At 58.3% G+C, this 25,506-nt stretch carries 25 protein-coding genes; 20 read left to right on the top strand and 5 right to left on the bottom strand.

Going from position 1 to position 25,506, the window contains the following annotated elements; genetic code table 11:
* The first annotated feature begins 296 nt into the window (after positions 1-296).
* Entirely contained in the window at positions 297-1,250 is a 954-nt protein-coding gene (locus ACOTZC_RS20130; RefSeq protein WP_126304318.1) for a nickel/cobalt transporter, read from the top strand.
* 33 nt (positions 1,251-1,283) lie between these two features.
* Here ACOTZC_RS20130 and proP read toward each other — a convergent pair whose 3' ends face one another.
* Positions 1,284-2,786 (bottom strand): glycine betaine/L-proline transporter ProP, encoded by a 1,503-nt coding sequence (gene proP / locus ACOTZC_RS20135; protein WP_045355283.1) that lies wholly within the window; start codon positions 2,784-2,786, stop codon positions 1,284-1,286.
* Between the two features lie 649 nt (positions 2,787-3,435).
* Between proP and kdgT the strand changes: the two genes are divergently transcribed.
* Positions 3,436-4,428, top strand: coding sequence for a 2-keto-3-deoxygluconate transporter (kdgT, locus tag ACOTZC_RS20140; RefSeq protein WP_023310099.1), 993 nt, complete (start codon positions 3,436-3,438; stop codon positions 4,426-4,428).
* 44 nt (positions 4,429-4,472) lie between these two features.
* On the opposite strand, the gene ACOTZC_RS20145 is transcribed toward kdgT, so the two are convergent.
* Together ACOTZC_RS20145 and crfC are read right to left on the bottom strand one after the other, a co-directional pair.
* Positions 4,473-5,348 carry a diguanylate cyclase regulator RdcB family protein gene (locus tag ACOTZC_RS20145; protein ID WP_033144442.1) on the bottom strand — a complete coding sequence of 292 codons (876 nt, stop codon included), beginning with the start codon at positions 5,346-5,348 and terminating at the stop codon, positions 4,473-4,475.
* The gene (crfC, locus tag ACOTZC_RS20150; protein ID WP_045402414.1) at positions 5,345-7,699 is read right to left on the bottom strand and encodes a clamp-binding protein CrfC; all 2,355 of its coding nucleotides are present in this window, start codon (positions 7,697-7,699) and stop codon (positions 5,345-5,347) included. The genes ACOTZC_RS20145 and crfC overlap by 4 nt, the downstream gene beginning before the upstream one ends.
* Positions 7,700-8,294: 595 nt before the next feature.
* Here crfC and ACOTZC_RS20155 point away from each other — a divergent pair.
* The 16 genes from ACOTZC_RS20155 to phnP all read left to right on the top strand — a co-directional run bounded on the left by ACOTZC_RS20155 (position 8,295) and on the right by phnP (position 20,054).
* The gene (locus ACOTZC_RS20155; protein ID WP_023310096.1) at positions 8,295-8,630 is read left to right on the top strand and encodes a zinc ribbon domain-containing protein YjdM; all 336 of its coding nucleotides are present in this window, start codon (positions 8,295-8,297) and stop codon (positions 8,628-8,630) included.
* Positions 8,631-8,710: 80 nt separating this feature from the next.
* Complete coding sequence (yjdN, locus tag ACOTZC_RS20160) at positions 8,711-9,154, top strand: VOC family metalloprotein YjdN (RefSeq protein WP_421635973.1); 444 nt, start codon at positions 8,711-8,713, stop codon at positions 9,152-9,154.
* A 173-nt stretch (positions 9,155-9,327) separates the two neighbouring features.
* Entirely contained in the window at positions 9,328-10,116 is a 789-nt protein-coding gene (phnC, locus tag ACOTZC_RS20165) for a phosphonate ABC transporter ATP-binding protein (protein ID WP_047173690.1), read from the top strand.
* Positions 10,117-10,140: 24 nt separating this feature from the next.
* Entirely contained in the window at positions 10,141-11,157 is a 1,017-nt protein-coding gene (gene phnD / locus ACOTZC_RS20170) for a phosphonate ABC transporter substrate-binding protein (RefSeq protein ID WP_045355278.1), read from the top strand.
* Positions 11,158-11,274: 117 nt separating this feature from the next.
* Positions 11,275-12,054 carry a phosphonate ABC transporter, permease protein PhnE gene (gene phnE, locus ACOTZC_RS20175; RefSeq protein WP_126304316.1) on the top strand — a complete coding sequence of 260 codons (780 nt, stop codon included), beginning with the start codon at positions 11,275-11,277 and terminating at the stop codon, positions 12,052-12,054.
* 20 nt (positions 12,055-12,074) lie between these two features.
* Positions 12,075-12,800: a phosphonate metabolism transcriptional regulator PhnF gene (gene phnF / locus ACOTZC_RS20180; RefSeq protein WP_421635974.1), complete on the top strand. Its 726-nt coding sequence runs from the start codon at positions 12,075-12,077 to the stop codon at positions 12,798-12,800.
* Positions 12,801-13,253 (top strand): phosphonate C-P lyase system protein PhnG, encoded by a 453-nt coding sequence (gene phnG, locus ACOTZC_RS20185; RefSeq protein WP_023310090.1) that lies wholly within the window; start codon positions 12,801-12,803, stop codon positions 13,251-13,253.
* A complete protein-coding gene (phnH, locus tag ACOTZC_RS20190) occupies positions 13,250-13,834 on the top strand; it encodes a phosphonate C-P lyase system protein PhnH (RefSeq protein ID WP_045355276.1) in 585 nt (194 codons plus the stop codon). Before phnG ends, phnH begins: the two co-directional genes overlap by 4 nt.
* The gene (locus ACOTZC_RS20195; RefSeq protein WP_134866891.1) at positions 13,834-14,898 is read left to right on the top strand and encodes a carbon-phosphorus lyase complex subunit PhnI; all 1,065 of its coding nucleotides are present in this window, start codon (positions 13,834-13,836) and stop codon (positions 14,896-14,898) included. The genes phnH and ACOTZC_RS20195 overlap by 1 nt, the downstream gene beginning before the upstream one ends.
* Complete coding sequence (gene phnJ, locus ACOTZC_RS20200) at positions 14,891-15,736, top strand: alpha-D-ribose 1-methylphosphonate 5-phosphate C-P-lyase PhnJ (RefSeq protein WP_023310087.1); 846 nt, start codon at positions 14,891-14,893, stop codon at positions 15,734-15,736. The genes ACOTZC_RS20195 and phnJ overlap by 8 nt, the downstream gene beginning before the upstream one ends.
* Positions 15,733-16,488 (top strand): phosphonate C-P lyase system protein PhnK, encoded by a 756-nt coding sequence (gene phnK, locus ACOTZC_RS20205; protein WP_126304310.1) that lies wholly within the window; start codon positions 15,733-15,735, stop codon positions 16,486-16,488. Before phnJ ends, phnK begins: the two co-directional genes overlap by 4 nt.
* 9 nt (positions 16,489-16,497) lie before the next feature.
* Positions 16,498-17,178, top strand: coding sequence for a phosphonate C-P lyase system protein PhnL (phnL, locus tag ACOTZC_RS20210; RefSeq protein WP_045402434.1), 681 nt, complete (start codon positions 16,498-16,500; stop codon positions 17,176-17,178).
* Positions 17,175-18,311, top strand: a complete 1,137-nt coding sequence (gene phnM / locus ACOTZC_RS20215) for an alpha-D-ribose 1-methylphosphonate 5-triphosphate diphosphatase (protein ID WP_421635975.1) — start codon at positions 17,175-17,177, stop codon at positions 18,309-18,311. Before phnL ends, phnM begins: the two co-directional genes overlap by 4 nt.
* Positions 18,308-18,859 (top strand): ribose 1,5-bisphosphokinase, encoded by a 552-nt coding sequence (phnN, locus tag ACOTZC_RS20220; protein ID WP_421635982.1) that lies wholly within the window; start codon positions 18,308-18,310, stop codon positions 18,857-18,859. The genes phnM and phnN overlap by 4 nt, the downstream gene beginning before the upstream one ends.
* Positions 18,852-19,286 (top strand): aminoalkylphosphonate N-acetyltransferase, encoded by a 435-nt coding sequence (gene phnO / locus ACOTZC_RS20225; protein WP_023310082.1) that lies wholly within the window; start codon positions 18,852-18,854, stop codon positions 19,284-19,286. Before phnN ends, phnO begins: the two co-directional genes overlap by 8 nt.
* Positions 19,287-19,295: 9 nt before the next feature.
* Positions 19,296-20,054 carry a phosphonate metabolism protein PhnP gene (gene phnP / locus ACOTZC_RS20230; RefSeq protein WP_239631713.1) on the top strand — a complete coding sequence of 253 codons (759 nt, stop codon included), beginning with the start codon at positions 19,296-19,298 and terminating at the stop codon, positions 20,052-20,054.
* A 52-nt stretch (positions 20,055-20,106) separates the two neighbouring features.
* On the opposite strand, the gene yjdP is transcribed toward phnP, so the two are convergent.
* Complete coding sequence (gene yjdP / locus ACOTZC_RS20235; RefSeq protein ID WP_033144428.1) at positions 20,107-20,430, bottom strand: DDRRRQL repeat protein YjdP; 324 nt, start codon at positions 20,428-20,430, stop codon at positions 20,107-20,109.
* Positions 20,431-20,499: 69 nt separating this feature from the next.
* A complete protein-coding gene (locus ACOTZC_RS20240; protein WP_421635976.1) occupies positions 20,500-22,782 on the bottom strand; it encodes an ATP-binding protein in 2,283 nt (760 codons plus the stop codon).
* 180 nt (positions 22,783-22,962) lie between these two features.
* Here ACOTZC_RS20240 and ACOTZC_RS20245 point away from each other — a divergent pair, with 180 nt between their 5' ends.
* Both ACOTZC_RS20245 and ACOTZC_RS20250 read left to right on the top strand, forming a co-directional pair.
* Positions 22,963-24,483: a sugar ABC transporter ATP-binding protein gene (locus ACOTZC_RS20245; RefSeq protein ID WP_023310078.1), complete on the top strand. Its 1,521-nt coding sequence runs from the start codon at positions 22,963-22,965 to the stop codon at positions 24,481-24,483.
* Positions 24,480-25,475, top strand: coding sequence for an ABC transporter permease subunit (locus ACOTZC_RS20250; protein WP_032662554.1), 996 nt, complete (start codon positions 24,480-24,482; stop codon positions 25,473-25,475). The genes ACOTZC_RS20245 and ACOTZC_RS20250 overlap by 4 nt, the downstream gene beginning before the upstream one ends.
* Positions 25,476-25,506 lie beyond the last annotated feature (31 nt).

The following is a 25,506-nucleotide window of genomic DNA, read 5'->3' on the forward strand; positions in this document are numbered from 1 at the left end:
CAGAGTCAACCCGTTATTTCAGGATTTTTTCTCTTCAACCGAACCGCTTGTTGTGTGAAGTGATTCACATCCGCCGTGTCGATGGAGGCGCATTATAGGGAGTTCTCAGCTGGCCGCAACCGCTAAATGTCAGAAAAATGACTGACTGCTGCATTCCACAGCAAAACCCCGTCTTATACCCTTTTATGCACAAAGTTATCCACAATCATGAGCGGATCACGATGCGATCCCACGAATTGAGCGAGAAGATCAACTATACTAGCGGCAAATATTCTCCTCAGTGCAGGCCCACCCTCATGACCACACAACGCCTCGCCCGCGACTGGCCTCTCCCTACAGCAGGGGTGATGCTGCTGGCACTCCTCTTTGCCGGTTTTACCCTGCATGCGCACTGGAACGCCTTTATCCAGTGGTGCCTCGCCACGCAAATTACGCTGCACCGCTATCTGGTGATGTATCTGCTGCAGCTTAATAATCACCAGTACAGCGGCGGATTATGGCTGTTAACAGGGGCTTTCCTTTATGGTGTCCTTCACGCCATCGGACCCGGACACGGAAAGTTCATCGTAACGACCTATCTGACCACCAATAAGGAAAGCGAGCTGGCCGCCCGGGTCGTCCCCTTCCTGGGTAGCCTGATGCAGGGCGTCAGCGCCATTCTGTTTGTCTTTATTCTGGCGGTGGGGTTTAACCTCGCCTCCGGAGATATCAGTACCAGCCGCTGGTACGTGGAGAAGATAAGCGCAGTGCTTATTGGTGCATTCGGTGCTTTTGTCATTTATCAGGCGCTGAAGAGCCTGCGCCCGCGCAGGATGTCTATCTCCGCCATCAAGCCTCTTCATCAGCACGATGAACACTGTGGCTGCGGCCATCACGGCGTAGGTACAGACCTGACGCAGGGCGACTGGAAAACCCGTCTGGGCGTGATTCTGGCAATTGGCGCACGCCCGTGCAGCGGGGCGATCATGATTCTGATGTTTTCGAATGCGCTGGGCATTGTCACCTGGGGAGTGGCCGCGGTCATGACCATGTCTTTGGGCACCGCACTTTCTATTGTGGGGCTTTCCCTGGCTGTACGTTACGCCCGCGAGCGCACGGTGACCTGGTTCGGAGAAAGCGCATCATTAAGATGGCTGGTGCCAGCAGTCAAAATAGCCGGAGGGATAGTCCTGATCCTGTTTGCGACGGTGCTGTTCCTGACGGTGATCCCCGTCAGCGCCAATGGCGACTACATCGCTGCCGGATGCTAATAAAAGAAAACCCGCCGTTGGCGGGTTTCTTTATTACTCGTTGATGCGTGGATGCTGGTCCACCAGTCGGGAGCGTTTTTTCTGCAGCTCTTCAATCTCTGCGTCAATATCCTCAATCTTCTGCTCTACGTTATCGTAGTGCTCGCGCAGGATCTCTTTCGCTTCCTGGATGTCAGACGCCGCAGGCGTTGCGCCTTTCAGAGGGCGATTCGCCGTCTCCTTCATGGTAAGACCGGTAATCAAACCAATCACCGCAATCACCATCAGGTAATAAGCCGGCATCATCAGGTTCTGCGTGCTCTCGACCAGCGAGGCGGCAAGCGTCGGGGTCAGACCGGCAATCAGCACCGAGATGTTAAAGGCCGCGGCCAGCGCGCTGTAGCGAATATGCGTCGGGAACATCGCGGGCAACGTTGAGGCCATCACCCCGATAAAGCAGTTAAGGATCACCGCCAGCATCAGCAGACCGGCAAAAATCAGCCCCAGCACATCACTGTTAATCAGAATGAATGCCGGAATTGCCAGAGCAAACAGCGCAACGCTTCCCAGAATAATGAACGGTCGACGACCAAAACGGTCACTCAACAGACCCATAATCGGCTGCACAAACAGCATACCCACCATGATGGCGATAATAATCAGCACACCGTGATCTTCCGAATAGTGCAGGTTATGCGACAGATAGCTCGGCATGTAGGTCAAGAGCATGTAGTAGGTCACGTTGGTCGAAATCACCAGACCAATACAGGTCAGCAGGCTGCGCCAGTGCTTAGTGGCAATCTCTTTAAACGACACCTTCGGACCATCCTGCAGCCCTTCGCGGTCACCCTGCTCAAGTTTATCGACGTGCTGCTGGAAGGCAGGCGTCTCTTCCAGCGCATGACGCAGGTAGAGGCCAATAATCCCCAGCGGCAATGCCAGGAAGAACGGAATACGCCAGCCCCAGTCGAGGAAGTTATCTTCACCCACCACGGTTGAAATCAACACCACGACGCCCGCCCCCAGGACAAACCCGGCAATCGAGCCGAAGTCCAGCCAGCTTCCCATAAAACCGCGCTTACGGTCCGGGGAATACTCGGCAACGAAGATCGAGGCACCGGTATATTCACCGCCTACGGAGAAGCCCTGGGCCATCTTACAAATCAGCAGGAGAATGGGTGCCCAAATGCCGATGGTGGCGTAAGACGGTATAAGGCCGATACAGAATGTACTAATCGACATAATGACGATGGTGATGGCCAGGATCTTCTGACGACCATATTTATCGCCGAGCATACCGAAGAACAGACCGCCCAGCGGGCGAATCAGGAAGGGAACGGAGAACGTACCCAGTGCGGCGATCATCTGCAGGCTGGGATCGGCCCCGGGGAAAAACACTTTACCTAACGCATAGGCCACAAAGCCGTAGACACCAAAATCGAACCATTCCATCGCATTACCGAGCGAGGCTGCGGTAATCGCTTTACGCAGCTTTGCGTCATCAATAATGGTGACGTCGCGAAGCGTGATGGGTTTAATCTTTTTCCTTCTCAGCATAGCTATCCTCGTTGACTCGGCCCTGTCTGTTTCACAGTCCAGTTAGCGTTCTGTGAACCATGGGATCCGCTCCATGCGAATCGCCTTATTCAAGCGTAGCAGGTTTACTTACATTGACGTTTTACGTCGATACAACCGAACCTGTTGACGCCTGCCTGGGCAGTTAATGACCTTTTTACCCTACCAGCGTTTATATTTGTGATCAACTTCACACATATTTTCGCGTCTCGTCAACTCAGTCCAATTTTTGTCAAGGAGTGCAAATAAGCACTTCCTTACCCCCACCTAAAGGACATCCTCCCGCGCGTCATTATTTCTTTCTTAACGGAAAAACAAACCACGTTAATTCACATCAGGTTTACATAAATTTTCATCAACAGGAACCGGCCTCAGGTTTTACATTGAATATGTGATACGGATAACTAAAACAGTGTTTTATTTTCATTGAATCAGCATTCCAATGATCGCATCATAAATCCGAATTCAGCGTTTTATGTGTTTCAGAAAAAGGTTAATTGAGAGCACGCATTTAATTTTGTTGCAGGGCTTTCGAAAAAACACCGCAAGCAATACGAGCAATCGATTGAATTTATTGACTAATTTCTAACACCTATCACCCGTCCTGCGGGATCCGATGTGAGGTTTGTCTATGAAGATCAAAGCCACGATAGAACGTATACCCGGCGGCATGATGCTGGTTCCGCTGGTGCTGGGCGCCATCCTGAATACTCTTGCTCCCGATACCGGAGCCTATTTCGGTGGTTTCACAAAAGGCATGATAACAGGCACGGTTCCCATTCTTGCCGTCTGGTTTTTTTGTATCGGCGCATCCATTAATTTGCGGGCAACGGGGACAGTATTACGGAAATCCGGAACGCTGGTGATAACCAAAATAGCGGTAGCCTGGGCGGTGGCAATGATATGCGCGATGTTCATTCCGGAGAATGGAATTCAGACCGGGTTCTTTGCGGGTTTATCGGTCCTGGCGATTGTCTCGGCAATGGATATGACCAACGGCGGATTGTACGCCAGCCTGATGAACCAGTACGGAACGAAAGAAGAGTCCGGCGCATTTGTGTTGATGTCTCTGGAGTCCGGCCCATTGATGACGATGCTGATCCTGGGGTCTGCTGGCCTGGCCTCGTTTGAACCGCACCACTTTGTCGGCGCAATCCTGCCCTTCCTGGTCGGTTTCGCCCTTGGCAATCTCGACCGCGATCTGCGTGATTTCTTCAGCAAAGCCACGCCGGTGCTGATCCCGTTCTTCGGTTTCGCACTGGGGAACACCATCAACCTGAAGGTCATTCTCGATACCGGCCTGCTGGGCATTGTGCTGGGTGTCGCCGTGATCGTCATCACCGGTATTCCGCTGATTATTGCCGACCGCGTAATCGGAGGAGGAAACGGCACGGCCGGCGTCGCCGCCTCTTCAGCCGCGGGGGCTGCTGTTGCAAACCCGGTGATTATCGCCCAAATTAACCCGGCCTTCGAACCGGTCGCCGCTTCAGCGACGGCACTGGTTGCCGCGAGCGTAATTGTCACCGCGATTCTGGTCCCCATCATCACGGCGCTGTATGCGAAACGCTACGGGAATATGCAAGAGACCCTGCCTGAACCGAAGCCGATAGAAATGAATCATTAACACACCGCACCATTCCCTCTCCCGACGGGGAGAGGGTGAGGGATTTACCCAAAAATCTCTTCCACCATCCCGTCCACCAGCCGTTTTGCCGAACAGAGCCTCGGCATGCCCAGCGCGACGGTCTGCCAGTTTTGCGTCACTGACCAGCTCACCGGATGTTGATCCGCCTGACACCAGTCCCCCAGCCAGCCCAGCATGTCTTTATGATCGATTAAACCCGGAGAGGCCGGCGTTGTCAGCCACTGGTGATAGAAATGGCGGGTCGTGGGGGACGCATTGATGCCCTGTGCCAGATAGTTAGCCGCCATGCTGCGCAGGTTATCCTTAAGCATTGCCGCCACATCTTCATTCGCGAGGCGGCATGCGTCACCAAATGCCCCCCAGCGCAGCTCTTCCAGCACGATAAAACAGCGCCCTGCCAGCGACCAGCCATCATAATGCCCGGCCCGCCAGCGGGTAAAAATCTGCTCGCTGTGCTCACCCGCCTGCACCGTCAGCCCGCGCTGGGTTAGCGCCTTCTCTTTATATGCGGCGCGTTGGGTAAAATGAGAGGCGAGTTCAGCGTACTGCTGCATCAGCCCCGGGGACTGCTGGGCGCGCGGGTGAGTCTGCTGGCGCAAAGCAATCAGTTTCTCTGCCATCAGCGTCAGCGCAAGATGGCCCGGGTCAAGCATGCCGGCCAGTTTTTCCGCCAGCCCCAGGCGCAGCGCTGCATTTTCATTGAGCATACCCGCCATCGCCCAGGGGCGTAGCCGGGTATGCGTCATGATTTCCTGAGTCAAACGCTCACGAAACTGAAGCTGTTGTGGTCCCAGGTGAGGATGACGCGCCGCGTCCACTCCCTGCACCAGATCGACCATAAATTTTGGATTAATACACTCCAGCGTTCGCCCGGGACCGTCCAGTAGTGGTGTTGTCATGGTTGCTCTGCCGCGAATAGAGTTTGAATATCATCGCGTAACAGTCGGGTATCTTCCTGTATCCACGTCGCAGTCGTAATACTTTGCTTCAACAGCTGGCAGAGCGCTCGGGTTGAATGCTCATTCTGTTGACGTACTGCGAGGCTATCACGCAAGCTTTCCTGTAACCCGGTCAGGCACAGCGAAAATTCTGCAAAGAACGTCGCCATTCCTGCCGTAACAGAGACATCGACCTGCGCGGACAAAGCTTTACGTATTTGTTCACAAAACAGCTCAATATGTTGCTTAAATTTGTCATGCAGCTGCGCAATATCGATAACATAGCGCGTGCGCGTTTCCACATACTCATCCCAGCCCCAGCCCGGATTATTGAGCCAGCGAGAGACAGTTTCTCGCATGCTGCTCCCGCCTGATGGCGGACCTGCCAGGCTGGCATCCTGCGCTATCGCATCGTTAAACAGCGCCCGCGTGTTGAAGTTGAGCTGGTGAGCCTGAAACGCCGGGAAACTGATTCGCGCCCGAAAACCCGCATGGCTCAGATGCTCTTTAATACGCGTTTCGATGGGGCGCATGGCTTCGTTCAGGGAACGCGCCAGCGTAGATTCAAGCTGGTCGAAGCGTAACGCCAGCTCCCGGCAGATTTTCGTCTGTGCATCCAGCATCACCCGTTCGCAGGAGGAGCGGATTTTACTTAGCGCGATCTGCGCCTTCCCTTCATCGTCCAGAACCAGCTGCTTCAGCTCGTTCGGCTCGTCACCGTGAGGGTTCTGCCGATCGATGCCAGCCAAATCAAGAATATACTGAGCGCTGAACACCTCGCCAATCGCCTGGTTAAGCGCGGTTTTTTGCGCTCCCATAAAGTCCGCGGTGGCGTTCAGCGCCTCCTCAACTTCATGTTTCACCTCATCGCTCACCACGCTCTGACGCGTCTGGAGAAGCGCCATATCCTCTTCCAGACGTGCGATATTCAGTTCCAGCGCCTCAAAGGCAACCGTCAGCCCCTGATAGCGGAAGTCGAGGTACTCCCGGGCATTTTGTGCGTAGTTGAGCAGCTTATGCGAGGCCGAACGCAGCGCGTAAAGCGAGGCATTGGCATAGGCGGCATAAATCAGCTTGCGTATCGGTTGTTCGAAAAGCGAATCTTCCCAGAGCAAATCGGCAGAATGACGAATATGGTCGATATCGTCCAGGTCCGCCGTGCGCCAGCGACGCCCAAGCGCCGCTTCGGCAAAGTCCTGCACCCAGGGTTGCTCGTGATGATCCGGCAGTTGTCCGTGGGTACTCATCTCGTAGCGAGCGCGGTTTGCCAGATAGGCCCACATGGACGAAACGGGGTAGATCTGGCCAGGCGAAATATTGCCTTTCATTAAGGTGCCGGAGATCATCGCCCGGATCTGCTCTTCATCGTCGCTATTGCGATCTTTCTGATCGAATTTATTGACCAGGGCATACAGCGGCACGGATTTTCCCGCCGCAGAAATGGCCTGGCGGACTTCTTCATCAGAGATGGATTTAAGCTGGGTATAATCCATCACGGCCAGCACCGCCGACGCGCGGGACAACTGCTCGCTGAGCATTTTTTGCAGATGCGGCTGTCCGGCCTCATTCGGCCCGGGCGTATCGAGCAGCGTCAGCTGTCCGAGGTGAGCATCCAGACCCGCAAGATGCACGAACTCCACTTCAATCACCGGAATGTGTTCGATGGCGGCATATTCAGAGAAGGGAAACTCCACCCCTAACGCCTGGGAAAGCCTCACCAGGTCGTTGAGGCTTTTCAGACAATGAAATATCGGCTGAGCGCCCAGGTGATGCTTCTCAAAAGCCTCTCCTTTTTCAATGCGCTCCAGCAGCGTATTCATGTCTTTATCAATTTCCAGATGCTGAGCCAGCTTTCCGCGATCGTAATCGCATAGCTTTTTCTGAAGCAGTTGAATCAAATCATCAATGGGCGAGGCATGTGAGAAATGCAGCACCGGCTCCTTCTGGCCCGGCGTGTGGCGAATCAGGGTCGGGAGCGCCGTCATCGGACGATTGCGGTTCGGCAACACTTCGGTCCCTACAATCGCATTAATGGTGGTCGATTTTCCCGCTTTCATGGTGCCCACAATAGCCAGGACCATTTCCAGCCGGGTTATTTTTCGTAATTCATTATTCAGCATCGCCTGCTGCGCTTCGACACCGCGCGCGCTAAAATGCAAAGGTAAAACGTTGTTCTTTTCACCCGTAATAGCAGCCGCGGTGCTCTCCAGCATCGCAGTCGGCATTGATTTCAACGTATCAAGGTTTTGCAGGGCGAGCTGTAACAAACGCTCAGCTTCCTGGCTTAATTCAAAAATGGTCTGTGTGTGCATGATAAAAGCCTTTCCTTAACGCAAATTTATTACTTTTATTAAGCCACTGGTATTAATTATGTTGTTCAGGCTTATATGATCACGTGTGGAAAACATGTTCGCCGAAATATAACTGATTGATGATAATCAGAAATAATTCACTATCCTTGCATGGCGTGTATAGCTCCCCTCCTGGCCTGAAGGCCAAAGGAAAAAAGCGTAGCCCAATTTTAAGAAACTTCAGGATATATCATCATTATTTACCCACCTAAAAAGAGAGGTAATACGCCCCTGCCAAAAGATATGGATGGCAGCGAAGTCAGGAGATAAATAACAATGTGTCGCTTCACCTTATCCGAAATGAAGGAGCGTAGCAATTTGCTGCAATAAAATATTCGATATATTTAGCGTCATTTCTTCCCACCGTGTTAATGAGGTAAGCATCGCTTAACTGACTGACAGGAAGTGTCACTCCCGATACGCTTTTTGCATTTTTTTAATTCACAATGTCACCGACAAACGTGTGGATTTGCGCTATACTTGCCGCCTTTTTCGGCACGCTGCCGTCATTTAGCTGGCACTTTCCAGCGCGTTTACACTTTTTGAGGATACCGATATGTCACTCCCACACTGCCCAAAATGCAATTCTGAATACACCTATGAAGATAATGGCATGTTCATCTGCCCGGAATGCGCTCACGAATGGAACGATGCCGAACCCTCACACGATGCTGATGCACTTGTCGTAAAAGATGCGAACGGCAATCTGCTGGCGGACGGCGACAGCGTAACCGTGATTAAAGATCTGAAAGTGAAGGGCAGTTCTTCCATGCTGAAGATCGGCACCAAAGTGAAGAATATCCGTCTGGTTGAAGGCGATCATAATATCGACTGCAAAATTGACGGCTTCGGTCCGATGAAGCTGAAATCAGAGTTCGTGAAAAAGAACTGATTTACCCGCCCGGTGGCGCTTCGCTTACCGGGCTTGCGGGAACTACACTTAACGAGCTTTTCTTACGTGAGGTAAAGATTATGCCGTTAAGTCCCTACATCTCGTTCGCCGGCAACTGTGCAGAAGCCACTTCTTTCTACCAGCAAGCCGTCGGCGCAGAGCTTCTCTATAAAATCACCTTCGGCGAAATGCCAAAAAGCGATAACAGCGAAGAAGGCTGTCCGTCCGGTATGCAATTTCCGGATTCGGCTATCGCTCACTCCAACGTCCGCATTGCGGGCAGCGATATCATGATGAGCGACGGGATGCCGCCGGGCAGCAACGCGCAGTACGCGGGCTTCACGCTGGTACTCGATACTCAGGACGTTAATGAAGGCAAGCGCTGGTTCGACAACCTCGCCGCGGGCGGGAATATCGAAATGGCCTGGCAGGAAACCTTCTGGGCACACGGTTTCGGTAAAGTCACCGATAAATACGGCGTGCCGTTGATGATTAACGTTGTTAAGCAGCAACAAACGCCTTAGGCCGGATAAGCGCAGCGCAGCAGGCAACAGCGCCCGGTGGCGCTGCGCTGACCGGGCCTAGGGTGATTGTCATCGAATTCCCCTCAACTCTTCAAACTCCCGCAATCCAGACTTAACCCAAATGTCACATTGATGCGCCAGCATGAGGCCACATTTATCGTGAGGCCCAGCACATGCAAACCGTCATCCGCGTCGAGAAACTGAGCAAAACCTTCAATCATAATAAGGCTCTGCATGCCGTTGATCTGACCGTCCAGCAGGGCGAAATGGTGGCGCTGCTGGGGCCATCCGGTTCCGGTAAATCCACCCTTCTGCGTCATTTAAGCGGTCTTATCACCTGCGATAAAACGCCGGAAAGCCACGTCGAGCTGCTGGGCAATACCGTGCAGCGCGCGGGGCGTCTCGCCAGCGATATCCGCAAGAGCCGCGCCCGGACGGGCTACATCTTCCAGCAGTTCAACCTGGTGAACCGCCTGACGGTGCTGGAGAACGTGCTGATTGGCGCGCTCGGCAGCACCCCGTTCTGGCGCACCTGTCTGCGCTGGTTCTCCCCTTCGCAGAAGCAGGAAGCCTTACAGGCGCTGACCCGCGTCGGCATGGCGCATTTTGCCCACCAGCGCGTCTCCACCCTGTCCGGTGGACAACAGCAGCGCGTCGCCATTGCCCGCGCCCTGATGCAAAAAGCGCAAATCATTCTCGCAGACGAACCCATTGCCTCGCTGGACCCGGAGTCCGCCCGCATCGTGATGGAAACCCTGCGCGACATTAACCAGAACGACGGTATCACCGTGGTGGTCACGCTGCATCAGGTGGATTACGCCCTGCGCTACTGCGAACGCATTGTCGCCCTGCGTCAGGGACATGTGTTCTTTGATGGCGCGAGCCATCAGTTTGATAACGAACGTTTTGACCATCTCTACCGCAGCATTAACCGCGTCGAAGAGAACGCGCAGGCTGCTTAATTAAACCCGATCCGAGGAAAGTACATGAGCTACAAAGCCGTTGCCGCGCTGGCCTTTACCAGCATGTTCAGCCTCAGCACCCTGTTAAGCCCGGCGTATGCACAAGAGCAGGAAAAAGCGCTGAACTTCGGCATTATTTCGACGGAATCACAGCAGAACCTGAAGCCTCAGTGGGAACCGTTCCTGAAAGATATGGAAACCAGGCTGGGAATCAAAGTGAACGCCTTCTTCGCCCCGGACTACGCGGGCATCATCCAGGGGATGCGCTTTAATAAAGTGGACATCGCCTGGTACGGCAACCTCTCCGCCATGGAAGCGGTGGACCGCGCGAACGGCCAGGTCTTTGCCCAGACCGTCGCGGCAGATGGATCCCCGGGCTACTGGAGCGTGCTGATCGTGAATAAAGACAGCCCGATCAACAACCTCAACGACATGCTCGCCAAACGCAAAGAGCTGACCTTCGGCAACGGCGACCCGAACTCCACCTCCGGCTACCTTGTCCCCGGCTACTACGTCTTCGCCAAAAACAACGCCTCCGCCAGCGACTTCAAACGCACGGTGAACGCCAGCCACGAAACCAACGCTCTGGCCGTGGCCAACAAGCAGGTGGACGTTGCTACCAACAACACCGAGAACCTCGACAAGCTGAAAACTTCCGCGCCGGACAAGCTGAAAGAGATCAAGGTTATCTGGAAATCGCCGCTGATCCCGGGCGACCCGATCGTCTGGCGTAAAAACCTGTCCGAAAACACCAAAGATAAGGTGTACGACTTCTTTATGACCTATGGCAAAACGCCGGAAGAGAAAGCGGTCCTGGCGCGCCTGGGCTGGGCACCGTTCCGCCCGTCAAGCGACCTGCAGCTGGTCCCGATTCGCCAGCTGGCGCTGTTTAAAGAGATGCAGGGCGTGAAGGACAACAAAGGGCTGAAGGACGAGGAGAAGACCAGCAAAGTGGCCGCAATTGAGGCACAGCTGGAAGACCTCGATCGCCTGACCGCCGCGCTCGGTGCGATGACGAGCGTGAATAAAGCGGTGCAGTAGTGCCTTTCTCCCTCTCCCCGTGGGAGAGGGCCGGGGTGAGGGCATCAGCGCGCACATTTCCCCCTCACCCTAACCCTCTCCCTCAAGGGAGAGGGGACTAAACCCAAAGGAGCCAACATGCAAACCATCACCCTCCCGCCGCCGAAGCGCAGCTGGTTCTCGCTCATAAGCTGGGCCATCCTGCTGGCGGTGCTGGTTATCTCCTGGAAGGGCGCGGAAATGGATCCGCTGCTGCTCTTCAAGGACGCGGGCAACATGGCGACCTTCGCCGCCGACTTCTTCCCGCCGGACTTCAGCCAGTGGCAGGACTATCTCAGCGAAATGGCGGTCACCCTGCAAATCGCCGTCTGGGGCACCGCCCTTGCCGTCGTTCTCTCTATTCCCTTTGGCCTGATGAGCGCCGAAAACATCGTGCCGTGGTGGATATACCAGCCGATGCGTCGCCTGATGGACGCCTGTCGCGCCATCAATGAAATGGTCTTTGCGATGCTGTTCGTGGTCGCCGTTGGCCTGGGTCCGTTCGCCGGCGTGATGGCACTGTTCATCCACACCACCGGCGTGCTCTCCAAGCTGCTTTCTGAAGCGGTCGAAGCCATTGAGCCCGGCCCGTTGGAAGGCATCCGCGCCACGGGTGCCAATAAAATCGAAGAGATCCTTTACGGCGTCCTGCCGCAGGTTATGCCGCTCCTGATCTCCTACTCCCTGTACCGCTTTGAGTCTAACGTCCGCTCCGCGACGGTGGTCGGTATGGTGGGCGCAGGCGGGATTGGCGTCACCCTGTGGGAAGCGATTCGCGGTTTTCAGTTCCAGCAAACCTGCGCCCTGATGGTGCTCATCATCGTCACCGTCAGCCTGCTGGATTTCCTCTCTCAACGTTTGCGTAAGCACTTCATCTGAGAAGCGAGGCTTTGTTTTCTATGCACTTATCCAGACATCCGACCAGTTATCCTACCCGCTGGCAAGAGATTGCCGCAAAGCTCGAAGTGGAGCTGCGCACGCACTACCGCTGCGGGGACTACCTGCCCGCCGAGCAGCAGCTTGCCGACCGCTATGAAGTGAACCGCCACACCCTGCGTCGCGCCATTGACCAGCTGGTCGAGCGCGGCTGGGTCCAGCGCCGTCAGGGCGTGGGCGTGCTGGTGCTGATGCGCCCGTTCGACTACCCGCTGAACGCCCAGGCGCGCTTTAGCCAGAACCTGCTGGATCAGGGCAGCCACCCGACCAGCGAAAAGCTGCTCTCGGTATTGCGTCCGGCCTCCAGCCACGTGGCGGACGCGCTGGGTATTCAGGAGGGCTACGACGTCATTCACCTGCGTACCCTGCGTCGCGTTAACGGCGTGGCGGTATGCCAGATAGACCACTACTTTGCGGACATCGCCCTCTGGCCCGTGCTCCAGCATTTCTCCAGCGGCTCGCTGCATGACTTTCTTCAGGATGCGACAGGTATTGCGCTCAAGCGCACCCAGACGCGCATCAGCGCCCGTCGCGCGCAGGCGAAAGAGAGCAAGGTGCTCGAAATCCCCAATATGGCCCCGCTGCTCTGCGTACGCACCCTCAACCACCGTGACGGCGAGATCAACGCGACGGAATACTCCGTCAGCCTGACCCGCGCCGACATGATCGAATTCACCATGGAGCACTGAATGCACTTCGACATCGCCACCCGACAGCGCTGGATGCGCGTGCTGGCCCACAGCCAGCCTGCTGCGCTGGCTGCCCGCATGAACGCGCTCAGCCTGACGCCAGACTACGACACCCTTCGCGCCCCGGAGATCGGCCTTGTTCAGATCCAGGCGCGCATGGGCGGCACCGGCGAGCGCTTTTTCGCCGGAGACGCCACCCTCACCCGCGCGGCAATCCGCCTGAACAGCGGCACGCTGGGCTACAGCTACGTGCTGGGGCGTGATAAAGCCCACGCCGAGCGCTGCGCGGTGATCGACGCGCTTTTACAGGAACAGCCGTATTTCCAGACGCTAATGGAAACCCTTATTACCCCGCTGGAAGCCGACCGCGCCGCACGTCTTGCCGCGCGTCAGGCCGAAGTGAATACCAGCCGGGTCGACTTCTTTACGCTCGTTCGCGGAGACAACGCATGACGCTTCAACCTGCTTTTACCCTGGCCGTCCAGGATGCCCAACACAGTTTTCGTCGCCTGCTGAAGGCGATGAGCGAGCCGGGCGCGATCGTCTCGCTGCACCAGCTCTCCCAGGGCTGGCTGCCGCTGAATCTGGCGACCACCAGCGTGCTGCTGACGCTTGCCGACAACGACACCCCGGTGTGGCTTTCGGGCGCGCTGTCGAACGATATCGCCAGCCAGAACCTGCGTTTTCACACCAGCGCTCCGCTGGTCGATCAGCCCCAGCAGGCGGTTTTTGCCGTGGCCGATGAACAAATCAGCCATGAGCAATTGAACGCCCTGAGCGAAGGCAGCACCGTCGCCCCGGAGACCAGCGCCACCCTGATTTTGCAGGTCTCCAGCCTGAGCGGCGGCCGCATGCTGCGCCTCACGGGGGCAGGCATCGCCGACGAGCGCATGGTCGCGCCGCAGCTGCCGGAGTGCATCATTCACGAGCTGACCGAGCGCCCGCACCCGTTCCCGCTGGGCATTGACCTGATCCTGACCTGCGGCGAGCGCCTGCTGGCAATCCCGCGGACCACCCACGTGGAGGTGTGCTGATGTACGTTGCCGTCAAAGGGGGCGAGAAGGCCATCGCCGCCGCCCATGCGCTACAGGCGCACAGACGACGGGGCGATGAACGGCTTCCCGAGCTGAGCGTCGCCCAGATTGAACAGCAGCTAAACCTCGCCGTCGACCGGGTGATGACCGAAGGCGGCATTGCCGACCGCGAGCTGGCGGCGCTGGCCCTGAAGCAGGCCAGCGGCGACAACGTGGAAGCCATCTTCCTGCTGCGCGCCTACCGCACCACGCTTGCCAGACTGGCGGTAAGCGAGCCGGTGAACACGGCGGAGATGCGCCTGGAACGCCGCATTTCTGCCGTTTATAAAGACGTTCCCGGCGGCCAGCTGCTTGGCCCCACGTACGACTACACCCACCGCCTGCTGGATTTTACCCTGCTGGCGAACGGCGAAGCGCCGACGCTCAGCACCTCCGACGCCGAACAGGAACCGTCTCCGCACGTCTTCAGCCTGCTGGCAAAACAGGGCCTGGCGAAGGCGGAAGAAGATTCTGGCGCGCAGCCGGATGACATCACCCGCACGCCGCCGGTTTACCCGTGCTCGCGCTCGTCCCGCCTGCAGCAGCTGATGCGCGGCGACGAAGGCTATCTGCTGGCGCTGGCCTACTCCACCCAGCGCGGCTACGGGCGCAACCACCCGTTTGCAGCCGAAATTCGCAGCGGCTACATCGACGTCGAGATCGTACCGGAAGAGCTGGGTTTTGCGGTGAACGTCGGCGAACTGCTGATGACCGAGTGTGAAATGGTCAACGGTTTCGTCGCCCCGGAAGACGAAGACCCGCACTTTACCCGCGGCTACGGGCTGGTATTCGGCCTCGGCGAGCGCAAGGCCATGGCCATGGCGCTGGTCGACCGCGCCCTGCAGGCACCGGACTACGGCGAGCACGTTGCAGGCCCGGCGCAGGACGAAGAGTTCGTGCTGGCCCACGCGGATAACGTTGAGGCCGCCGGTTTTGTCTCGCACCTCAAGCTGCCGCACTACGTCGATTTCCAGGCCGAACTGGAACTGCTGAAACGCCTGCAACGGGAGCGCAAAAATGGCTAACTTAAGCGGCTACAACTTTGCCTATCTGGATGAGCAAACCAAACGCATGATCCGCCGCGCCATCTTAAAAGCGGTGGCCATTCCGGGCTATCAGGTGCCGTTCGGCGGCCGCGAAATGCCGATGCCCTACGGCTGGGGCACGGGCGGCATCCAGATTACCGCCAGCGTGATCGGCGAGGCGGACGTGCTGAAGGTCATCGACCAGGGCGCGGACGACACCACCAACGCCGTGTCGATCCGCAGCTTCTTCCAGCGCGTCACCGGCGTCAATACCACCGAAAAAACCGAAGACGCCACGCTGATCCAGACCCGACACCGCATCCCGGAAACCCCGCTCACAGAAGATCAGATTTTGATTTTCCAGGTGCCGATCCCGGAGCCGCTGCGCTTTATCGAGCCGCGCGAAACGGAAACCCGCACCATGCACGCGCTGGAAGAGTACGGCGTCATGCAGGTGAAGCTGTATGAGGATATCGCCCGCTTCGGCCATATCGCCACCACCTACGCCTACCCGGTGAAGGTGAACGGGCGCTACGTGATGGACCCGTCGCCAATCCCAAAATTCGATAACCCGAAGATGGACATGATGCCCGCCCTGCAGCTTTTCGGCGCCGGGCGCGAAAAACGCATCTACGCTGTCCCGCCTTATACGCGTGTCGAAAGCCTGGATTTCGACGATCACCCGTTTACGGTGCAGGAGTGGGACGAGCCGTGCGCCATCTGCGGATCCAAACACAGCTATCTGGACGAAGTGGTGCTGGACGATACGGGCAAACGGATGTTTGTCTGCTCCGACACCGATTACTGCCGCCAACAGAGCGAGGCGAACGGCCAATGAAACCGCTGCTTTCGGTTAATAACCTGACTCACCTGTATGCGCCGGGCAAAGGCTTTAGCGACGTGTCGTTCGAGCTGTGGCCGGGCGAAGTGCTGGGGATCGTCGGCGAGTCCGGCTCCGGCAAAACCACCCTGCTGAAGTCCATCTCCGCGCGCCTGACGCCGCAGAACGGCGACATTTTGTATGAGGGCGCCTCGCTGTACGGCATGAGCGAGGCCGGACGCCGCCGCCTGCTGCGCACCGAGTGGGGCGTGGTGCATCAGCACCCGATGGACGGCCTGCGCCGTCAGGTCTCCGCCGGGGGCAACATCGGTGAACGCCTGATGGCCACCGGCGCGCGCCACTACGGCAATATCCGCGCCACCGCCCAGCACTGGCTGATCGATGTGGAAATCCCCGCCTCGCGCATCGACGACCTGCCGACAACCTTCTCCGGCGGGATGCAGCAGCGCCTGCAGATTGCGCGCAACCTGGTCACCCATCCGAAGCTGGTATTTATGGATGAACCCACCGGCGGGCTGGACGTCTCGGTGCAGGCCCGCCTGCTCGATCTGCTGCGTGGCCTGGTGGTGGATCTGAACCTGGCGGTGGTGATTGTCACCCACGATTTAGGCGTTGCGCGCCTGCTGGCGGACCGTCTGCTGGTGATGAAGCAGGGCCAGGTGGTGGAAAGTGGGTTAACCGACCGGGTGCTCGACGATCCGCACCATCCGTACACCCAGCTGCTGGTGTCGTCCGTATTGCAGAATTAAGAGGCCAACATGATCCGCGTAGAAAACGTAAGTAAGACCTTTGTGCTCCACCAGCAAAACGGCGTGCGCCTGCCGGTGCTGCAAAATGCCTCGTTAGAGGTCAGCCGCGGTGAATGCGTGGTGCTGCACGGCCATTCCGGCAGCGGAAAATCCACCCTGCTGCGCTCCCTGTATGCCAACTATCTGCCGGATGAAGGCCACATCCGTATTCGCCACAACGATGAGTGGGTCGATCTGGTGCAGGCCCCCGCGCGTAAAGTGCTGGAAGTGCGCCGCACGACGATCGGCTGGGTGAGCCAGTTTCTGCGGGTGATCCCGCGGATCTCCGCCCTGGACGTGGTGATGCAGCCCCTGCTGGATCTGGGCGTGCCGCGAGAAGCCTGCGCCACCAAAGCCGCCAGCCTGCTGACGCGCCTCAACGTGCCGGAGCGCCTGTGGCATCTCGCCCCGTCGACCTTTTCCGGCGGCGAGCAGCAGCGCGTCAATATCGCCCGCGGATTTATCGTCGACTACCCGATTTTACTTCTGGATGAACCCACCGCCTCGCTCGACGGTAAAAACAGCGCCGCCGTGGTGGAGCTGATCGAACAGGCCAAAGCTCGCGGCGCGGCGATCGTCGGGATCTTCCACGACGAAACCGTACGCAGCCGCGTGGCGGACAGATTGCACCCGATGGGGACAAACGCATGATTATCAATAACGTCAGGCTGGTGCTGGAAAATGAAGTCGTTGATGGCTCGGTTGAAGTTCATGAAGGCGTTATTCGCGCCTTTGCCGAAACCCAGAGCCGTACTTCTGAAGCGATGGACGGTGCAGGCGGCTGGCTGCTGCCGGGGCTGATTGAGCTGCATACCGATAATCTGGACAAATTTTTCACCCCGCGCCCGAAGGTAGACTGGCCCGCCCATTCGGCGATGAGCAGCCACGACGCGCTGATGGTCGCCAGCGGCATCACCACCGTGCTGGACGCGGTGGCGATTGGCGACGTGCGCGACGGCGGCGATCGCCTGGAGAATCTGGAGAAGATGATCAACGCCGTGGAGGAGACGCAAAAACGCGGCCTCAACCGCGCCGAGCACCGTCTGCACCTGCGCTGCGAGCTGCCGCACCACACCACCCTGCCGCTGTTTGAAAAGCTGGTCGGACGCGAGCCGGTCTCGCTGGTCTCCCTGATGGACCACTCGCCGGGGCAGCGCCAGTTCGCCAACATTGAAAAGTATCGTGAATACTATCAGGGCAAATATTCTCTCAGCGATGCGGAGATGGCGCGCTACGAGGAGGAGCAGCTGGCGCTTGCGGCACGGTGGTCGCAGCCTAACCGTCTCAGGATTGCGGCGATGTGCCGGGACCGTAATATCGCGCTGGCCAGCCATGACGATGCCACACACGATCACGTGCTCGAATCCCACCAGCTTGGCAGCGTTATCGCCGAATTTCCCACCACGTTCGAGGCGGCTGAAGCCTCCCGCAGGCATGGCATGAACGTGCTGATGGGCGCACCGAACATCGTGCGCGGCGGCTCGCACTCCGGCAACGTCGCGGCAAGCAGGCTCGCTTCCCTCGGCCTGCTGGATATCCTCTCGTCCGACTATTACCCCGCCAGTCTGCTCGACGCGGCATTCCGGGTTGCCGACGACGAGAACAACACCTTTACGCTGCCGCAGGCGATTCGACTGGTGACGAAAAACCCGGCCTCGGCGCTTAATCTTCAGGATCGCGGGGAAATCGCCGAGGGTAAACGCGCGGATCTGGTACTCGCCCACCGCAAGGGCGAGCACGTTCATATCGACCACGTCTGGCGTCAGGGAAAAAGGGTGTTCTGATGGGAAGGCTCATCTGGTTAATGGGGCCCTCCGGCTCCGGTAAGGACAGTCTGCTGTCCGCCTTACGGCAGCGGGAACATCCGCAGCTGCTGGTCGCGCACCGCTATATTACCCGCGCGGCCAATGCCGGGAGTGAAAACTATATCGCCCTGAGCGAGCAGGAGTTTTTCATCCGTGCCGGGCAAAACCTGCTGGCGCTGAGCTGGCATGCCAACGGCTTTTACTATGGCGTGGGCATCGAAATCGACCTCTGGCTGCACGCGGGTTTTGACGTGCTGGTTAACGGCTCGCGTGCGCATCTGCCACAGGCGCGCGCCCGCTATGAGGCGGCCCTGCTGCCGGTCTGTCTGCAGGTTTCGCCGGACGTCCTGCGCAGCCGGTTGCAGAACCGGGGGCGTGAATCAGCCCGTGAGATCGATCTGCGGCTTGAGCGCGCGGCCCGCTATGCCCCGTCGGACTGCCACATCCTCAATAACGACGGAAGTTTGCTACAGTCAGTCGATACCTTTTTATCGCTTATCCGTCAGAAGGAGAAACAGCATGCCTGACTGCCAGCTTCGCCCCGCCACCGCCGACGATGCGCAGATTGTCTATGCCCTGATCTGCGAACTGAAGCAGGCAGAGTTCGATCATCAGGCGTTCCACGCCGGGTTTCTTGCCAATCTGCAGGATCGCAACATGCGCTACCAGCTTGCGGAGAGAGAGGGACAGGTCATCGGCATGATCGGTCTGCATATGCAGTTTCACCTGCACCATGCGCGCTGGATCGGCGAGATCCAGGAGCTGGTGGTGATGCCGCAGGCGCGAGGGTTAAAGGTCGGAAGTCAGCTGCTGGCCTGGGCGGAAGAGGTGGCGCGACAGGCCGGCGCGGAGCTGACCGAACTTTCCACCAGCGTGAAGCGCACCGACGCGCACCGTTTTTACGTTCGTGAAGGATACACGCAGAGCCATTTCCGATTCACCAAACCGCTGTAGAGGTGCGCTATGAGTCTGACCATCACGTTGACGGGAACGGGTGGCGCCCAGCTGGTGCCGGTCTTTGGCTGCGACTGCGCGGCCTGCCGCCGGGCGCGCCTGCAGGACAACTATCGCCGTCGCCCGTGCAGCGCGGTGGTGAAATTCAACGATGCCGTCACCCTGCTGGATGCCGGTATTCCGCACCTGATGGACGGCTGGCCGGCGGGCAGCTTCCAGCAGTTTTTGCTCACCCATTACCATATGGATCACGTTCAGGGGCTGTTCCCCCTGCGCTGGGGCGTGGGGGCGACGATCCCGGTTTACGGTCCGCCGGACGACGCCGGGTGCGACGATCTGTTTAAACACCCCGGCATTCTGGATTTCAGCCACACGGTCGAACCGTTTGTGATGTTTGAGCTTCAGGGTCTGCGGGTCACGCCGCTGCCGCTCAACCATTCGAAACTGACCTTCGGGTATTTGCTGGAATCGGCCCACAGCCGCGTGGCCTGGCTTTCCGATACCGCCGGACTGCCGGAAAAAACGGTGAAGTTCCTGCTCAACAATCAGCCGCAGGCAATAATTATCGACTGCAGCCATGAACCGCGCGACGAAACGCCGCGAAACCATTGCGACTTAAATACCGTGATTGCGTTAAACGAGGCGATTGGCTGCCCGCAGGTGATCCTGACGCACATCAGCCATCAGTTTGACGTGTGGATGATGGATAACCCGCTGCCGCAGGGCATAGAAGCGGGCTATGACGGGATGGTGCTGGTGCTGGATTAGGTTTTCTCCCTCTCCCGTGGGAGAGGGTTGGGGTGAGGGCAACAGGCCGCACTCAGCCTCGATCGTAATCGTCTTCTAACCTGCGCTCATCCTCTTCTAACCGACGGCGATCGTCATCCAGCTGACGCTGACGTTCATCTAAACGGCGGCGTCGGTCTTCGAGCTGCCGACGACGATCGTCGTACTGTCGACTGTCGATTTGACGGCTGCGGTCATAACGATCGTCGTCGTCATTGCTGCGGCTGCTGCTGGGGTTATAGGCATCGTTGATCGCCTGCTGAATGTTGCCAATAGCATCATCAACAATGTCGGCATGAGCCAGTTGGCTGGTGAGAGACAGCAGACCGAATAACAGAGCAGTTGAGTAACGTTTCATAAGGCCAGACTCGCAGGTGAACTGGCTTTACGATAATCAACGGCAGGAAACGGGGGTAGCGGAGGAATCTCAAATTACCATTACCTTGCGCAGCGCCTGAGCCAACTGCACCCGCGTAAACGGCTTACGCAGTAACGGAACGTCCGGCAGCTGAGGATTATGCGCAGGCCGTAAATCCTGGCCGCTGATCAGCAGCACCGGAAGCTGCGGATAATGATTACGCACATGGCTAATCACCTCGGCTCCGCTCAGGCTTCCCGGCAACATCAGGTCGCTGATAAACATGCCAATATCCGGCGACGCCGCCAGCATGTTCAGCGCCTGCTCGCCGTTTTCCGCTTCGAGCGTCAGATAGCCAAGCTGGTGCAGCTGTTCGCACAGGGTCTGACGGACATCCGCCTCATCTTCCAGCACCAGCACCAGCCGCTCGCTATCGACGGAGGCGGTGGCAGATAATGCTTCATCAACTGCAGCAGCGGGCAGCGTCGAGCGCGGGAGGTGAAGCCGCACGGTCGTTCCCTGCCCCGGCGCGCTTTCAATCTCCACGCGCCCGCCGGACTGGCGGACAAAGCCGTAGACCATCGACAGGCCTAACCCGCTTCCGCTTCCGGTCTGCTTGGTGGTGAAGAACGGTTCAAAGACCCGGGATTTCACCTCCTGCGACATGCCGCTGCCGCGGTCAATCACCTCCAGCGCCACCATATCCTGCCTGCGCCCGTCGCTGCGGGTGACGCGCTGATTCCAGGTCCGGATTTTAATCACCCCGCTTTGCCCTTCCATCGCATCGCGCGCGTTCATCACCAGGTTGATGATGGCGTTTTCCAGCTGGCTAACGTCAATCCACGCGGGCCATGCCGGGGTTTGCGCTTCAATCTCCAGGCTCAGGGTGGCAGGCAGGGAGTGGCGCATCAGTTCCCGGAGGTTCTCCAGCAGCGGCAGCATTTCTACCGCATGCGGCGTCAGGGACTGCTTGCGGGAAAATGCCAGCAGGCGCTGCGTCAGTAAGGCACCACGCTCGGCCGCCTTCAGCGCCCGGGTAATGCGCGGCGCGTCTTTCGATTCGGGGTCGGTGAGCTCAAGGCTGCCGATGATCACCGCCAGCAGGTTGTTAAAATCATGCGCCAGCCCGCCGGTCAGCTGTCCGACCGCCTTCATCTTCTGGCTGTGCAGCAGCGCCTCTTCCAGCCCCTGACGCTCAACGCGGTCGATCTCCATCTGCGTGGTTTTCTCTTTCAGCAGGCGCGTGGTGTGCTCAAGCGAGGCGGTATTGCGGGCAAACACGTTAAACGCGCGCGCCAGCTCGCCCAGCTCATCGCGCCGCTGGAGGGCGGGAACGGACACGTCCTGTTCGCCGTGAGCAAGGCGCGACATCGCCCGGGAAATTGCCGTCAGGTTAGAGGCCAGATTGCGGTAGATATACCAGCAGGCGCACCCGGTGATGATCAGCGCCAGCACGGCGAAGATGCTGATAAACACGCTAATGGACTGCAGCTCGTGATGGCTCTGGGCAGTGCGAAGCCGGGAGGCCTGCGCCACCTGCCCGACGTACTGATTAATATCGCTGTTGAGGATCGCCACCAGCGCCTTGATGTGGAACATATACCAGCTTATCGCCAGGTCGCTCTCTTCCAGCTGCTTCGACAGCGGGGCGAGCTTGCCTAACTCGGCGTTAAAATCTGGCAGAACCTCCTTCACGACCGGCTGTACGGCACTCCGGGGCAGCGCTGCGGCCACGGCGTCCAGCTGCTGAACGGTCGCGCGAGGCGAAGGAGTGTCGATGGCGGCGGCGATCAGCCGGTCCATCTCCATCAGCTGCTGCGCATCCGGCACGTTGCTGTCGTAACGGCGGTTGATGTCCTGCAGATGACGCAGGTAGCTTTGGCTTTGATACAGCGAGCTCAGCAGCGCGTTACGCTCCAGATGGCGGCGCTGTCCGCGCTCAAGCATCTCCGTCACGCTCTGCTGTAGCTCATTGCTTCGTTGAATAATGCGCGCCACCAGCGCCGGCTCCTGCTGCGCCAGCGGCGCATCCGCAAGCTGTTCCAGCGAGCGGCGCAGCGCCATTTGCGTCTGCTTAAGGCGCTCGGCTTCGCCTTTGTACTCCAGCGCCCCGACGACCTGTGAAAGCCGCACCGCCGCCGTCGCCACGTTGGCGGTATCGCGGGCCAGGTTCATGCTTCCGGTCATATCGTCCAGCGTTTGCTGCTGAACCTGCTCCTGGATTTGACTGGCGTGACGAAAGCCAAGCACCGCCACGCCGCTCACCATTAGCGTCACGGCGACCACCAGCAGATTAAAAATCAGCAGGCGGCCTCGGGCGCTGGCGAAAAAGGGCGGACGGCGTGATGGCATGGTTTGGGCTCCTGAGTGGTTTGGTGCCCTCACCCTGTCCCTCTCCCACCGGGAGAGGGAAAAGGAAAATGTGATGGCGATTAGCTATTCATAACTATGACAAATATGAACAGCTTCTGACATTTTGCATTTACGCACCTGTGATGAAGTGCAGATATCGGCATTCGCAGGAGATCCGCCATGAGCAGAACCCCGGTATTAGAGATGCGCAGCATTGCCAAAACGTTTGGCAGTTTCCACGCGCTCAAGGGTGTGGATTTGACGGTCTTTCCCGGAGAGATCCACGCGCTGATGGGCGAAAACGGCGCGGGAAAAAGCACGCTGATGAAAATCCTCGCGGGAGCCTATACCGCCACCAGCGGTGAGATCCTGATCGACGGTCAGCCGTTTCACATTAAAGGGCCGAAAGATGCGCTGGCCGCAGGCATTACCCTGATTTATCAGGAGATGCAGCTCGCGCCCAACCTGACCGTTGCCGAAAATATCTTTCTTGGCAGCGAGCTGTCGCGCGGCGGGATGGTGCAGCGCAAAGAGATGGCCGCCCAGGCGCAGGCGGTGATTGAGCGCCTCGGCGCACAGTTCAATGCTACCGACCTGGTGATGAAGCTGACCATTGCCGAGCAGCAGCAGGTGGAAATTGCCCGCGCGCTGCACCGCAACAGCCGCATTCTGGTGATGGATGAACCCACCGCCGCCCTCTCCTCGCGGGAAACCCACCGCCTGTTTGAACTGATTTTGCGCCTGCGCGATGAAGGGATGGCGATCATCTATATCAGCCACCGCATGGCGGAAGTGTATGAACTTTCTGACCGCGTCAGCGTTCTGCGCGACGGGCAGTACGTCGGCAGCCTGACGCGCGACAAGCTAAACGCCTCCGAGCTGGTGCGCATGATGGTGGGCCGCCCGTTAAGCGACCTGTTCAACAAGGAGCGTGATATTCCCCTCGGCAGCCCGCGTCTCAACGTCCACCACCTCACCGACGGTAAAAAAGTACAGCCGTGCAGCCTGCAGGTGCGTTCCGGTGAAATCGTTGGGCTGGCGGGCCTGGTCGGGGCCGGACGCTCCGAGCTGGCGCAGCTTATCTTCGGCGTGCGTAAAGCCACCGGCGGCATGATTGAGGTCGACGGCGAGCCGGTGGTGATCCACTCCCCGCGTGCGGCCATCGAAAACGGCATCGGTTTTCTCACCGAAAACCGCAAGGAGCAGGGGCTGTTTCTGGAGCTGGCGGCGCAGGAGAACATCACCATGGCGACGCTGGAGCGCGACGCGACCTTCGGTATGTTAAACCGCAAAAAAGCCCAGTCGATTTCCGATGACGCCATTGCATTGCTCAACATCCGCGTACCCCATTCGCAGGTGCGGGCGGGCGGGCTGTCAGGCGGCAATCAGCAAAAGCTGCTTATCTCCCGCTGGGTGGCCATCGGCCCGCGCATTCTGATCCTGGACGAACCCACGCGCGGCGTGGACGTCGGCGCGAAAAGCGAGATCTACCGCATCATGAACCAGATGGCGCGCAAAGGGGTGGCGATTTTAATGATCTCCAGCGAGCTGCCGGAAGTGGTGGGCATGAGCGACCGGGTGTACGTGATGCGGGAAGGCAGCATTGCGGGTGAACTCCACGGGCGCGACATCTCTCAGGAAAACATTATGACGCTGGCAACCGGCGTGAACGACACTCATCATCAGGCGGTGCAATCATGACAACTCCAACCCATCCGCAGCAGGTGGCGAAATCCGCCTCCGCCAAAAAAATGCTGATGAGCGATCTGATGCAAACGGTCGGTATCCTGCCGATTCTTATCCTGATTGTGGCGGTATTTGGCTTTATCGCCCCGAACTTCTTCACCGAGAGCAACCTGCTCAACATTACCCGTCAGGCGTCGATCAACATCGTGCTGGCGGCGGGAATGACCTTCATCATCCTAACCGGCGGGATTGACCTCTCCGTGGGCTCGATTCTAGGCACCACGGCGGTAGCGGCGATGGTGGTCTCGCTTATCCCTGAATTTGCCATGCTCTCCATTCCGGCCGCGCTGATGCTCGGCATGGTGCTGGGACTGTTCAACGGCGCGCTGGTGGCCTTTGCGGGGCTGCCGCCCTTTATCGTGACCCTCGGCACCTATACGGCGCTGCGCGGCGCGGCGTATCTGCTGGCGGACGGCACGACGGTCATTAACTCCAACATCAGCTTCGAGTGGATCGGCAATAACTACCTCGGCCCGATTCCGTGGCTGGTGGTAATCGCGCTGGCGGTCATTGCTATCTGCTGGTTCATCCTGCGCCGCACCACGCTCGGCGTCCACATCTATGCGGTGGGCGGCAACATGCAGGCAGCGCGACTGACCGGCATTAAGGTCTGGCTGGTGCTGCTGTTTGTCTACGGCATGAGCGGCCTGCTCTCCGGGCTTGGCGGAGTGATGAGCGCCTCGCGCCTCTACAGCGCCAACGGCAACCTCGGCACGGGCTACGAGCTGGATGCGATTGCGGCGGTGATCCTCGGCGGCACCAGCTTCGTCGGCGGGATCGGCACGATCACCGGCACGCTGGTCGGCGCGCTGATCATCGCCACACTCAATAACGGCATGACGCTGATGGGCGTCTCCTACTTCTGGCAGCTGGTGATCAAAGGGGCGGTGATCATCATAGCGGTGCTGATCGACAAATACCGTACCCGACACCATCAAAGTGCATAACAACAAAACCCTACAGCTTCGAGGAAAACCA

Origin of the sequence: Enterobacter cloacae complex sp. SHL009, from assembly GCF_049237205.1 — a bacterium.
Taxonomy (GTDB): domain Bacteria; phylum Pseudomonadota; class Gammaproteobacteria; order Enterobacterales; family Enterobacteriaceae; genus Enterobacter; species Enterobacter cloacae_M.